Genomic DNA, 13,277 nt, shown 5'->3' with positions numbered 1-13,277 from the left:
TTATTTAACTCTAAAATTCAACTTTTGGTGCCTCATCTGATCCTTGTTTTGCCTCAAAGTATGCTTTGTTTTCAAATCCAAACATATTAGCGAACAAATTATTCGGGAACATTTTAACTGACAAGTTATAGTCACGAGCTGTTTCATTGAATCGTTTTCGCTCAACTGTAATTCTGTTTTCCGTTCCTTCTAACTGAGCTTGTAATTGCAAGAAGTTCTGATTAGCTTTTAAGTCGGGATACTTTTCGACAACCACCATTAAACGACTTAATGCAGAACTCAATCCATCTTGTGCTGCTTGGAATTTTTGTAAAGCAGCTGGATTCATATTATTGGCATTAATTGTAGTAGAGGTAGCTTTAGCTCTTGCTTGTACTACACCTTCTAAGGTCTCTTTTTCATGACCAGCATAACCTTTTACAGTAGCTACCAAATTCGGAATTAAATCGGCTCTTCTTTGATATACATTTTCCACTTGTGCCCATTGTGCGTCAACAGTTTCGTTAGCCACAACCATGCTATTATATTTTCCTTTTCCGTAATTGAAACCAATTAAAACAAACAGCACAATAACGATAATAACTATCCAAGATTTCTTCATTTTATCATCTCTTTAATTTACAATATTTCAATTTCAAAGATACAAAAAAGGCTTGTCGAAGTGACAAGCCTTTTTGTTAATGTTATTTAATCAGGCTAAAACTTCGTTTGATAAAATCAGCGAGCTCTTTACCTTTCAGTAGACTTTGAGAAAGCAAAGCTAAATCGTACATTTGCTTCACCTTGGCTTGCTGAACCTCCTCTTCTTTTTCCTCTAATACTTCCGTTACTAAAGGATGGTTTGAGTTCACCACAAGGTTATATGTTTCAGGGAATCCACCCAACCCCATCATTCCTCCGCCACCAAGTTTTTCCATATCCTTCATACGACGCATAAACTCAGACTGAGTAATAATGATTGGAGATTCTGTTTCGCTTAAAGATTCGAAAACAACAGTAAATTTAGCTTTATCGATATTCTTCTCGATAACAGGCTTTAATACTTCCTGCTGTTTCTCGTCTAATTTAGATGGCAACTTTTCGTCTTTATCAATTAATTTTTCAATGGTATCAGCATCTACTCTTTTAAATTGAACATCAGTTAATTTTTGCTCTAATGTATTAATGAAGTGATTGTCTAAAACACCATCCATTTCCAAAACATCATAACCACGATCTTTAGCGGCCTGAATATAACTATACTGCTCATCTTTGTCAGTAGAATACAGATAAACTACTTTATTATCCTTATCCTTTTGAGTCTCTTTAACTTGAGTATTATATTCTTCGAAAGTATAATGTTTACCATCAGTATTTTTCAATAAAGCAAACTTCATGGCTTTCTCGCTAAATTTCTCGTCAGAAATCATACCATACTCAATGAATACTTTGATATCGTCCCATTTAGCCTCTAGCTCTTCTCGATTATTCTTAAAAATCTCCTCTAACTTATCAGCTACTTTCTTAGTGATGTGATTAGAAATTTTCTTCACATTTCTATCACTTTGCAAATAAGAACGAGATACATTCAATGGAATATCTGGAGAATCAATTACACCATGTAATAAAGTTAAGAACTCAGGCACTATTCCTTCAACAGAATCAGTAACGAAAACCTGATTACTGTATAATTGAATCTTGTCTTTCTGAACCTCTAGATTCTTTTTTAATTTAGGGAAGTATAAAACTCCTGTTAGATTAAATGGATAGTCCACATTTAAATGAATATGGAAAAGAGGTTCTTCAAAATTCATTGGATAAAGCTCATGATAGAAGTTTTTGTATTCTTCATCTTTTAATTCTGCAGGAGCTTTCTTCCAAATTGGGTCACTATTATTGATGATACGATCAGTTTCTACTTCTTTATAGACATCGTTACCATCTTTATCTTTTTCACCTTCTACCTTCTCTTGTTTTTTTTCTTTACCAAACTGAATGGGCACAGGTAAAAATTTGCTGTATTTATTAAGCAATTCTAAAATCTTGCTTTCTTCAAGAAACTCTTTTTCTTCATCAGAAATATGTAGAACAATATCAGTTCCTCTTTCTGTTTTATCAGTTTCCTCTATCGTATAATTAGGACTTCCGTCGCATTCCCAACGAACAGCTTTTGTTGAGCCTCCTTTTTTATAGGTCTTAGAAAAGATTTCTACTTTATCAGAAACCATAAAAGAAGAATAGAAACCTAAGCCAAAATGACCGATAATAGCATTTTGTTCTGCTTCACTCTTATTTTTAAACTTGTTCACAAACTCTTCAGCACCTGAAAAAGCAATTTGATTGATGTATTTATCAATTTCCTCAGCTGTCATACCAATACCTCTATCTCTAATAGTAAGGGTTTTGGCTTCTTTATCAGCTATAACCTGAATAGTTAGATCTCCAAGCTCATCTTTCACTTTGCCCATTGAAGCTAGTGTTTTCAATTTCTGAGTAGCATCCACAGCGTTGGAAACCAATTCTCTTAGGAATATTTCGTGATCTGAGTATAAGAACTTCTTAATGATTGGAAAGATGTTTTCCGTTTGTACATTAATTTTTCCCTCTTGCATGATATTATATGTTTTAGTTTATTTCTTTTGTAGGGCTATTTTACAAAAAAGATACCATTGTTTTTTCTCTGTCATTTTGGCAAGAAATTAATTAAATTGGACAATGAGGGGATGGCTGGTTTGTCGATTGAATAAATGAAGGGAGACAGGACTTAATGGGAAAAGAAAATTGGACTTAGGTTTCAGACCTTTTGTTAATTCTTAACATTCTCAATAGTTCTTGTTTTTTTGCAATTGAAAACACGCCATATAAAACGCCTCCCCACCCCTTAAATTCTTAATTATAAAGACTAAAAATCCCTCTTAACAAATTGTTAGTAACACAAGTTAAAAAGCTGACCTTTTTTCATTGCCAAGTGGATGTTTTTTAAGACCTTTGCCGACGACAGCCAGAGGCACCGTAGAACATTAAATTTAAGGAATTGAAAACTATAAAAACCGCACTCATATCTGTATTTCACAAAGACGGATTACAGGAAATCTTAGAAGAACTAGACCGATTAAATGTAGAGATTATTTCTACTGGCGGGACTTACGATCACATTATAAAACAAGGCTTTAAAGCAAAAACTGTTGAATCAATTACCGACTACCCAGGTATTTTTGGCGGTAGAGTGAAGACTTTACATCCCGATATTTTTGGTGGTATTTTACATCGTCGTCATTTAGCCGAAGATTTAGCAGAATTGGAGAAGTATAATATTCCAGCCATCGATTTAGTAATAGTCGATCTTTATCCTTTTGAAAAAACAGTGGCTACAGCTGACGAAGAAAGTCAAATTATTGAGAAAATCGATATTGGCGGAATTAGTTTAATTCGTGCTGCTGCTAAGAATTTCAAAGATGTTATTATTATTCCTTCTCAGGATCAATATGGTGAGCTTCTTAAAATGCTTCAGAAACAAAATGGAGCTTCTAGCATAGAGAATCGTAAGTATTTCGCAGCTCAAGCCTTTAATGTTTCTTCTCATTACGATACCGCCATTTTTAATTATTTTAATGGTACTGAAGAAATTCCTTCTTTTAAAATATCACAAAAAAACGGTGCTGTTTTACGTTATGGTGAGAATCCTCATCAAGAAGGCATGTTTTATGGTGATTTAGAAAAAGTATTTTCTCAACTCCATGGTAAAGCCATCTCTTACAACAACTTAGTAGACTTAGATGCAGCAATTAAATTAATATCAGAATTTGACGAACCAACTTTTGCCATTCTAAAACATACCAATGCCTGTGGATTGGCTTCCGACAAAAGCTTATCTGAAGCCTGGAATAAAGCATTAGCTGGCGACCCTATTTCGGCCTTTGGTGGTGTGCTGGCTTGTAATAAAGAAGTGGATGAAGAAACGGCTAAAGCTGTCAATAAACTATTTTTCGAAATAATAATTGCCCCTTCTTATGAAAAAAATGCATTAGAAGTGCTGAAAAGCAAAAAAAATAGAATAATTTTACAAGCTGATTCTTATGATTTTCCAACAAAAATCTATAAATCAATTTTAAATGGTACTTTAGTACAAGGTTCCGATGATGTTAGTGAGACAAAAGAGGATACGAAAGTAATCACAGAACAGGCTCCAAGCATCAGAGAACTTGAGGATTTGGTATTTGCTAACTTAATAGTGAAACATACCAAATCAAATGCTATTGTATTGGTGAAGAACAAACAGTTGATTGGTAGTGGAACAGGTCAAACAAGTAGAGTTGATGCCTTAAAACAAGCGATTATAAAAGCTGAAGCCTTCAATTTAGATTTAGAAGGATCTGTATTGGCTTCAGATGCTTTTTTCCCGTTTGCTGACTCAGTAGAGATAGCAAATCAATCAGGTGTTAAAGCGGTGATTCAACCTGGTGGATCAGTGCGAGATCAGGATAGCATTGATTATTGTAATCAAAACAATATGAGTATGCTATTTACAGGAAATAGACATTTTAAACATTAATAAACTCAAGATATAATGGGTATATTCTCATTCTTAACACAAGAGTTGGCTATCGACTTAGGAACTGCCAATACCATTATCATATATAATGACAAGGTAGTAGTTGACGAGCCCTCCATAGTTGCCATTGAAAGAAATACAGGTCGAATTATTGCAGTGGGTAAAAAAGCCCAAATGATGCATGGTAAGACTCATGAAAATATAAAAACGATACGTCCGCTCCGAGATGGTGTAATTGCTGATTTTGAATCAGCAGAATATATGATCGAAGAAATGATCAAAATGACAAAAGCTCCATCTAGATGGTTCAAGCCTTCTTTAAAAATGGTGATTTGCATTCCTTCTGGAATTACACCAGTAGAAGAACGCGCTGTAAAAGACAGCGCTGAACAAGCAGGAGCCAAAGAAGTGAAATTGATTCATGAGCCTATGGCTGCTGCTATTGGAATAGGAATTGATGTGATGGAACCTACCGGAAACATGATTATTGATATCGGGGGGGGAACGAGTGAAATTGCCGTTATTGCACTTGGTGGAATTGTAAACAACAAGTCTATTCGAGTAGCTGGTGATGATTTCAATATGGACATCATCGACTATATGCGTAAGCAACATAATATCACTATTGGAGAACGTACTGCAGAGCAAATTAAAATCCATGTAGGAGCTGCTTCTACAGAGATTGAAAACCCACCTGAAGATTATGCCGTTCATGGTAGAGATATGCTAACGGGAATTCCTAAGGAGATTTATGTGAATTATTCTGAAATAGCTCATGCTTTAGATAAGTCCATTTCTAAAATTGAATCTGCTATTCTTCATGCTTTAGAGATGACACCTCCTGAATTATCTGCAGATATTTTCAGTACAGGTATATTCTTAGCTGGTGGAGGATCTATGTTAAGAGGATTAGATGTTAGAATTCACCAAAAAACAAAGCTTCCTATTCATGTAGCTGAAGATCCATTAAGGGCTGTGGCTCGTGGAACTGGAATTGCTTTGAAAAACTTTAATAAGTTCACATTCTTGATTAAATAAGAGAGGATGGCCTAATGCAGAATCTTCTTAATTTCCTCTGGAAAAACTACGCTTTCTTTTTGTTCTTAATACTTGAGTTTATTGCCTTAAGTATGGTTGTTTCTAATGGACATCAATCTGCTGTATTTTCCTATACCAGCAACCAAATGGGTGGGGAAGCTTTTAGTAGTTGGCAAAGTATAGTTCACTATTTCGATCTTGGTGAAGCTAATGAGCAATTGGTTGAAGAAAATAAAAGACTTAGGAGTCAATTGGACCAATCTTTCCTAGATAGGGACTTCATTGCTTTTGATACTATTTCGGTAAATGACAGTTTGATAAAGTGGGACAGTACTCAAAATAAATTCCTTCCTCAGGATACCAATATTTTAGCTTTCGAATATATTGGCGCTAAAACTATTAGCAATTCTATTCATAAGCAAAAAAATTATTTAATGCTTAATAAAGGGCTTGCACAAGGGGTGAGAGAAAACATGGGAGTCATAGGCCCTAATGGTGTAGTTGGAATTGTTTATAGTGCATCAGAAGATTTCAGCACCGTAGTTTCTTTATTAAATATCAAAACTAGAATTAGTTCTAAGCTAAAAACCAATAATGAATTAGGAATTTTACAATGGGATGGTCAAAATCCAAACCTTGCACAATTCAATAGTATTGAAACCTATATTCCAATAAAAGTTGGAGATAGTATTATTACAAGTGGTTATTCACATATATTTCCCGAAGGGATCATGCTTGGAGTTATTCAAGATTATCATCGAAACACATCCGATAATACCTATTATATAAGCGTGAAACTATCTACTAAGTTTAGCAGCCTAAAACATGTTACTATTATCCGAAACAGGTTCTATGAAGAGCAAATTTTATTAGAAAAAACATTGGAGGATGAAAGATAATGTTTAAAAGCATATTCATATTTTTTGCCCTGGTAATATCTCAGGTATTGGTTTTTAATCATATTCAATTTTCTGGTTATATCAACCCTGCTTTCTACGTCCTTTTTATCATTCTACTACCGGCGAATACTCCAGCATGGCTCCGATTAATTTCTGGTTTCCTATTGGGATTCAGTATTGATATTTTTTCACAAAGCCCAGGGCTAAATGCTGCTTCAACAGTATTAATAGCCTTTTTACAGCCCTATATATTATACGCTTTCAAAACTACTGATGTAGATGAAGGAAAACGTAATAGCTTAAGTCATATAGGCTTTCGCTGGTTCATCAGCTACTCAATCGTTCTTATTCTCATTCACCATGTTTTCTACTTTATTTTAGAAGTTTTTCGATTTAGCCATTTTTTAGATACTTTTTATCGCATTATTCTCAGTAGTTTTGCTACTTTTATTGCCATATTTTTATCACAACTAGTTATTTATAAAAAACAACAATAATTTCAATCTTATGAAAAACATTAAATATTTAATGCTTTTTGCTATTGCTTTAGGAATTTTCTCGGCTTGTGAGAACGAAGCTAAGCAGAAACAAGAATCTTATGAAATAGCTGGCGAATTCAGAGGAGTCACAGAAGGAAATGCCTTTATCAAAGTTAGAGGAGAAAATGGTTGGGAAACCATTGATTCAGCTATTATTGTTGAAGAGAAATTCAACATGAGTGGAAGTACTGAAGATGTCAAATTTGTATATCTAGTATCCGATGCTTATAGAGGTGGAATCCCCCTGTTTCTCGAAAACACAGCATATAGCATCAACCTTCATAAAGACAGTATTGATAAGGTTGAAATTAAAGGTAGTGAAATTCAAGCTGCATTTGCTGAAGCCAAAACCAATATGGACAAGTATGACGAGCTATGGCAAGATTACTATTATAACGAATATCGTGCTATGACTGATGAAGAAAAAGCTAAAAACGAAGATCATCTCAACGACTTATATGATGGTGCTCAACTTTTAAAAAAAGAATACATCAAGTCTTTCATCACTAAGAATGCTGATAATATTGCAGCAGCACAGATATTAATGGATAGTGAAGATGCCTTAGGAACAGATGATATGCTAACTTTATACGAAGGACTTACACCTTTAGTAAAATCATCAAATCCTGGCATATTTTTAACAGAAAGAATAGAAATCGTTAAAAAGACTGCAATAGGCCAACCATTGATTGATTTCACCATGAATGATACAAAAGGAAACCCATTAAAACTTTCTGAAATCACTAAAGGGAAATATGTATTGGTTGATTTTTGGGCTGCTTGGTGTGGCCCTTGCCGTAAAGAAAACCCTAATGTTGTTGAAAATTACAATAAATATAACGCTGATGGCTTTGATGTCTTAGGTGTTTCCTTTGATGATGATAAAGATAAATGGCTAAAAGCTATTGAAGACGATGGTTTAACTTGGACACAGGTTTCGGATTTAAAAGGCTGGAAAAATTCCGCTGGTAAATTATATGGCATTCGATCTATCCCACAAAATATACTATTAAGCCCTGAAGGAATTATTTTAGAGAAAAACCTAAGAGACAAAGCTCTTGGAGAAAAATTAGCCGAGATATTCGGTAAATAATATTGTACTACAAAAAAGCTGTCTTTTTTATGAAACACTATTCATAAAAAGACGGCTTTTTATATTTTTTAGAGGATGGAATTGAACGATAGAAATAAAGTTTTTGAGGTTTTAAAGGAGTTAAATATAGAATGTGAGTTACACGAGCACCCTCCCACTCCAACCATTGAAGAGGCCGTTAAGTATTGGGGCCAAATGAAATCTACCCATTGTAAAAATTTATTTTTCAGAAATCACAAAGGCAATAAGCATTATTTAGTCATCTTTGAGCACCAACAGCAACTCATGATTCGTGATTTGGAACAAAAATTAAAACAAGGGAAACTCTCCTTTGCCTCAGAAAAAAGAATGAGTAAATACCTAGGTGTTAAACCTGGTTCGGTTAGTCTTTTTGGGTTGATTAATGATAATGATAATCATGTTTATGTATTCTTTGATAAAAACTTATTGAATAGTGAATTTTTAAGTTTTCATCCTAATAACAATACTGCTTCATTAAAGATTTCCCAATCCGATTTTCAAAAATTCCTCATTTGGTCAGGAAATGAACATGAATTTCTCGACTTATACTAATCATAAATTGAACTGATTTATAATCTTAATTTGAATATATTTGCTCAAATTTTAATGAATGGCCGAAACAATCTCCACAAAGAAGAATAAAGGTAGAAAAGCAGCTTCACCGAAGACTGAAGAGCCCAATGAGAAAGAAATGACTTTTTGGGATCATCTCACAGAATTAAGGGGGCATTTGGTGCGTTCTCTAGTAGCTATCATATTACTAGCTATTGTTGCTTTCATCTATAAGAGTTTTGTTTTTAATACTATTATTCTAGCACCTAAGGAAGCTGATTTCATTACCAATCAACTATTATGCAAATTGGGGATGCTTATCAATATCGACTATTTCTGTGTTTCCGATTTCAGCCTTAAAATCATCAACATAAATATGGCTGGACAGTTTATGACCCATATGTATATTTCTTTTATGGCTGGTGTAGTGATGGCCGCTCCTTATATCATTTATGAATTCTGGAAATTTGTGGAACCTGCATTACATGAGCACGAAAGAAAAAATTCAGGTGGAACCGTATTAGTTTGTAGCCTCCTATTTATTACGGGAGTAGTATTCTCCTACTTTTTAATCGTCCCGCTGGCTTTGAATTTCTTTGGTTCCTATCATGTTAGCGAAGAAGTTTCAAATACCATTTCCTTAACTAGCTATATCAGCACTGTAGTTACTGTTACCATCTCTGTCGGAGTCGTTTTTGAACTACCTGTTGTTATTTTCTTCCTAACAAAAGCAGGTTTAGTTAGCATTGAGTTTCTAAAGAAGAACAGAAAATACATGTTAGTAATCGTTCTTATTCTTTCTGCTTTAATCACCCCTCCTGATGTTTTTAGCCAAGTACTAGTAACTTTACCACTGATGGTGCTTTATGAGTTTAGCATATTTATGGCTAAAAGAGCACAAAAAAAAAGAAGTCGATAGCAAACTAAGCGAGGGTTAAAAATTTAATATTTCCCTTTAAGCACATTGTGGTATTGAAAAAAGATCATATATTTGTTCTATAGGATTATTTTTTTCTTTAATACGCATCTAAAAAAAACCTAACAGTGAAATCAAAAATCTCACAAAAAGCTTTATTAATCATCACATTTCTACTTATGATAAGTGGAAGTAGCATGGCTCAAAGAAGCTTTGATACTCACAAAGGTGGTATGATTTGGAAACACTGGTATGTCCAAGCCAATATTGGGCTCAACCTTTTTTATGGAGATGTAAGTTCTCACGATCAAGATCTATTTAAGAAAATCGGAGAAGAAAGTTCATTTGCTTATTCTTTAACAGCCGGGAAATGGATTACAGATTGGGGGGGAGCCGAATTCACATTTTCTAGTGGGAAACTTATAGGTTCTACACCCGGACTACAATTCGAAAATAATTATAACCAGTATATAATTCAAGGAATCTTTAATTTTACTCAACTGTTATACCCTGCCAACGAACAAACTCCCTTTTACATTTATGGGAAAATAGGATATGGGCAAATAGATTTTAATTCTGTGCTTCGCAATAGCTCTACTTTAGACACTATAAAAATGCAAGGTAAAGAAACTACTCATGGTAAAAGAGTGAGTGAATGGGTTTTACCTCTTTGCCTTGGCGGAGCATTCAACCTTGATGAGAACCTCACCATTGTTATTGATGGAACTCTTTTTCTTGTTAATTCAGACAAACTAGATGCTAGATTCGGTAAAAATGGTAACGATGATAATGATTTCTATGTGAACTTCTCTGTAGGCTTAAGGTATACTTTCAATGCAAAAGAAACTCAGGGTAGCTTCAATAGATCTAAATCTAGACGTTCAAATAGATGGTCTAGGTAAAAGATTATTTTATCCTTTCTGGGTTTTTCTTTACAAAACTACCCCAACCAGTATACGATTCTTTTTCAAACCCATAAGATTTTTGGAAATAATGACAAACCGCAGCTGCTAATCCATCTGTAGCATCTAAATACTCTGGCTCTTCTGTCATTTTTAATAGATGTTTTAACATTCCGGCAACTTGTTCTTTAGAAGCTGTTCCTTTCCCTGTTATGGACTGTTTTATTTTTCGAGGTGCATACTCAAAAATGGGAAGGTTTCTATAAAGCCCAGAAGCCATAGCTACTCCCTGTGCCCTTCCTAACTTTAGCATACTCTGGGGGTTTTTCCCCATAAAGGGTGCCTCTATAGCTATCTCATCTGGCTTATACTGATCAATTAGAGCCAATGTGCGCTCAAATATTTTCTTAAGCTTCATTGGGTGGTTATCATAACCAGCTAATTTCAATACCCCCATGGTAACCAGCTTTATTTTATTATCTTGCTGGTGTATTACACCATAACCCATTATATTTGTACCCGGGTCAATGCCCAAAATAATTCGATCCTGCTTCAAAATTTATGTTTAAGTGAAGATTTCTACAAAAATACGAAAAAGCTTTAATCTCTTTTTTAAGATATTGCTTGTTAGTTTAGTTTATATTTTCTTGTTCTTTGAGCTAAGTAAACATCAAGAACAATTTAGTATCAATGGAGTACTCAATGCATCTAAGAAAGATTCTCTTTTACTGCTATTAGCTTTTGGTTTGATGCCACTTAACTGGCTCATTGAAAGCATCAAGTGGAGATTTCTCATGCGAAAGATAGAAAATGTAAAGCTAAGTAATTCCATCCAAGCAGTATTTGCAGGAACAGCCATCAGTATTTTCACCCCCAACCGAATTGGCGATTACTTAGGTCGAATTTTTATTTTAAAGAAGGGGGATAGACTTGATGGAACAGTTGCTACCATTACTGGGAATTTAAGTCAGCTGCTGATAACCATACTCATGGGAAGTGTGGCTCTTATCTACTTTTCTGAAACTATAGTCACCGATTTTTTACAATGGAATAACATATGGATAGCCATTTCTATAATTCTAATTCTTAGTATAGATATTATCCTCCTCATTATATTCTTCAAATTCCCTAGCATTGAGAATAGACTAAATAGAACTTTTGGAATTTACAGATACCCTATTATCAAACATCTTAATATTTTAGCTGAATACAGAATGGATGAATTAGTAAAAGTTTTGTCCTATAGTCTCCTTAGGTATTTAATCTATTCTGTTCAATTCTATTTATTATTACTGGCTTTTCACTTCGATTTATCCATAATCGATGGAATGATGGTGGTGTTTTTAGTTTTCTTTGGAATCACTATCATTCCGAGTATTGCAGTTGCAGAATTGGGTGTAAGGGCCTTAATCACCCTTTTTGTATTCCAATTGATAGGTCAATATTCGCAGGCAGAATTTGAACTCGGTTTAATTGCTGCTACATCTATACTTTGGTTAATCAATATTGCATTCGCAGCAGTAATTGGAGGTGCTTTTATCTTTAACTTAAAGTTTATTAGAAAGAAAGACCTAATAGAGGAAACAGATAAAAATCCTGAAGAATGATAATCGTAATCTTAAGTTGGCTTATTGTTCTACTTTATATCTTTGTGATTTTAAGGTTTTATTGGGCATGGACTAAAATTCAGGATAATAATCCTAAATCCTCTAGTTTAAAGAAAATCAGCATTGTTATTGCCACTAGAAACGAAGAAGAAAATTTAGCCCCCCTTTTTCAATCCATCTTGGACCTCGATTATCCAAGAAATCATTTTGAAGTCATTCTTATTAATGATCACAGCGATGATTCCAGCCTAAATTTGATGGAAAGATTTAAAAAATCCAATACTGAAATAGATATTACCTTAAACACCCTTTCTAGTCATGAAACAGGGAAAAAGATGGCTCTCAGAAAAGCTTTTTCACTAGCAAAATATGATATTATTCAATGTACTGATGGAGATTGTGAATTTTCAAGATTATGGCTTCAAGAATGCACTAAAGCTTTTGAAAACCCAGCAATAAAACTAATCAGTGGCGGAATTAGAATAAATCACAGTCCATCCATTTTTCAGAAGATGCAGGCTTTGGAATTATTGAGTTTGATCGCCAGTGGCGGCGCTGCTATTGGTCTACAAAGACCTATCATGTGCAATGGTGCCAATATGGCATTCCGGAAAGAAATTTTGCTTCAAGAGAAAGAGGACCTTATGAATCATAAATATGAGAGTGGTGACGATATATTCCTTCTTCAAGAGGTGAAAAGAAGATTTGGACCTAGTGCTATCACTTTTATTAAAGACCAAAACTATTGGATAACAACCACTGCCGAAGAAAATGTTTCAGGATGGCTAAATCAAAGAATGAGATGGGTTTCCAAATCGGCAGGTTATAAAGACTCATTTCTAATATTTACCTCAACACTCGTTTTTCTTGCCAACCTCAGCCTTGTCATACTCGCCATAGGCTCCATATTTAAAATACAACTCCCCAGCACTTTTGTCTATCTATTTATTCTGAAGGGATTTGTGGATTTCATATTCCTCAAAAAAGCAACATCAGACTCCTCTCAAAAACACTTATTGTGGGTCTTTATCCCTCTAAATCTATTCTATCCATTCTTTATTAGTTATTCGGCCATATTTGGTCAATTTAAAGGATTCACATGGAAAGGAAGAATCTATAAAAAGTAATATTATGAAGTGATGGTAAGCATTTTTTAATCTAATTTCGCAATCAATAAAA

The 13,277-nt window shown here is 34.2% G+C and carries 13 protein-coding genes; 10 read left to right on the top strand and 3 right to left on the bottom strand.

Annotation, left to right across the window (positions count from 1 at the left end; all coding sequences use genetic code 11):
- Nucleotides 1-10: 10 nt before the first annotated feature.
- On the bottom strand, nucleotides 11-601 hold the full coding sequence (locus HNS38_RS00180) for a LemA family protein (protein WP_172278134.1): 591 nt from the start codon (nucleotides 599-601) through the stop codon (nucleotides 11-13).
- A gap of 82 nt (nucleotides 602-683) precedes the next feature.
- Nucleotides 684-2,591, bottom strand: a complete 1,908-nt coding sequence (gene htpG / locus HNS38_RS00175) for a molecular chaperone HtpG (RefSeq protein WP_172278136.1) — start codon at nucleotides 2,589-2,591, stop codon at nucleotides 684-686.
- Nucleotides 2,592-2,998: 407 nt separating this feature from the next.
- Here htpG and purH point away from each other — a divergent pair, with 407 nt between their 5' ends.
- The 8 genes from purH to HNS38_RS00135 all read left to right on the top strand — a co-directional run bounded on the left by purH (nucleotide 2,999) and on the right by HNS38_RS00135 (nucleotide 10,491).
- Complete coding sequence (gene purH / locus HNS38_RS00170; protein WP_172278199.1) at nucleotides 2,999-4,531, top strand: bifunctional phosphoribosylaminoimidazolecarboxamide formyltransferase/IMP cyclohydrolase; 1,533 nt, start codon at nucleotides 2,999-3,001, stop codon at nucleotides 4,529-4,531.
- 15 nt (nucleotides 4,532-4,546) lie between these two features.
- On the top strand, nucleotides 4,547-5,569 hold the full coding sequence (locus HNS38_RS00165) for a rod shape-determining protein (protein ID WP_172278138.1): 1,023 nt from the start codon (nucleotides 4,547-4,549) through the stop codon (nucleotides 5,567-5,569).
- A gap of 14 nt (nucleotides 5,570-5,583) precedes the next feature.
- Entirely contained in the window at nucleotides 5,584-6,468 is an 885-nt protein-coding gene (gene mreC / locus HNS38_RS00160) for a rod shape-determining protein MreC (RefSeq protein WP_172278140.1), read from the top strand.
- Nucleotides 6,468-6,965 carry a rod shape-determining protein MreD gene (gene mreD, locus HNS38_RS00155; protein WP_172278142.1) on the top strand — a complete coding sequence of 166 codons (498 nt, stop codon included), beginning with the start codon at nucleotides 6,468-6,470 and terminating at the stop codon, nucleotides 6,963-6,965. The genes mreC and mreD overlap by 1 nt, the downstream gene beginning before the upstream one ends.
- A 10-nt stretch (nucleotides 6,966-6,975) precedes the next feature.
- Complete coding sequence (locus tag HNS38_RS00150) at nucleotides 6,976-8,100, top strand: TlpA disulfide reductase family protein (protein ID WP_172345803.1); 1,125 nt, start codon at nucleotides 6,976-6,978, stop codon at nucleotides 8,098-8,100.
- Nucleotides 8,101-8,175: 75 nt separating this feature from the next.
- Nucleotides 8,176-8,673 carry a prolyl-tRNA synthetase associated domain-containing protein gene (locus tag HNS38_RS00145; RefSeq protein ID WP_172345802.1) on the top strand — a complete coding sequence of 166 codons (498 nt, stop codon included), beginning with the start codon at nucleotides 8,176-8,178 and terminating at the stop codon, nucleotides 8,671-8,673.
- A gap of 58 nt (nucleotides 8,674-8,731) precedes the next feature.
- Nucleotides 8,732-9,592 carry a twin-arginine translocase subunit TatC gene (tatC, locus tag HNS38_RS00140; protein ID WP_172278147.1) on the top strand — a complete coding sequence of 287 codons (861 nt, stop codon included), beginning with the start codon at nucleotides 8,732-8,734 and terminating at the stop codon, nucleotides 9,590-9,592.
- A 125-nt stretch (nucleotides 9,593-9,717) separates the two neighbouring features.
- On the top strand, nucleotides 9,718-10,491 hold the full coding sequence (locus HNS38_RS00135) for an outer membrane beta-barrel protein (protein WP_172278149.1): 774 nt from the start codon (nucleotides 9,718-9,720) through the stop codon (nucleotides 10,489-10,491).
- Between the two features lie 4 nt (nucleotides 10,492-10,495).
- Here the strand turns inward: HNS38_RS00135 and ruvC are convergent, their stop codons facing one another.
- Entirely contained in the window at nucleotides 10,496-11,047 is a 552-nt protein-coding gene (ruvC, locus tag HNS38_RS00130) for a crossover junction endodeoxyribonuclease RuvC (protein ID WP_172278151.1), read from the bottom strand.
- A gap of 13 nt (nucleotides 11,048-11,060) precedes the next feature.
- Between ruvC and HNS38_RS00125 the strand changes: the two genes are divergently transcribed.
- Nucleotides 11,061-12,098: a lysylphosphatidylglycerol synthase transmembrane domain-containing protein gene (locus HNS38_RS00125; protein ID WP_172278153.1), complete on the top strand. Its 1,038-nt coding sequence runs from the start codon at nucleotides 11,061-11,063 to the stop codon at nucleotides 12,096-12,098.
- Entirely contained in the window at nucleotides 12,095-13,225 is a 1,131-nt protein-coding gene (locus HNS38_RS00120; protein WP_172278155.1) for a glycosyltransferase, read from the top strand. Before HNS38_RS00125 ends, HNS38_RS00120 begins: the two co-directional genes overlap by 4 nt.
- The last annotated feature ends 52 nt before the right edge of the window (nucleotides 13,226-13,277 follow it).

The organism is Lentimicrobium sp. L6 (assembly GCF_013166655.1).
GTDB lineage: Bacteria > Bacteroidota > Bacteroidia > Bacteroidales > UBA12170 > UBA12170.
The sequence above is the reverse complement of the archived record's forward strand: the minus strand, read 5'-3'. Positions and strand labels throughout refer to the sequence as shown.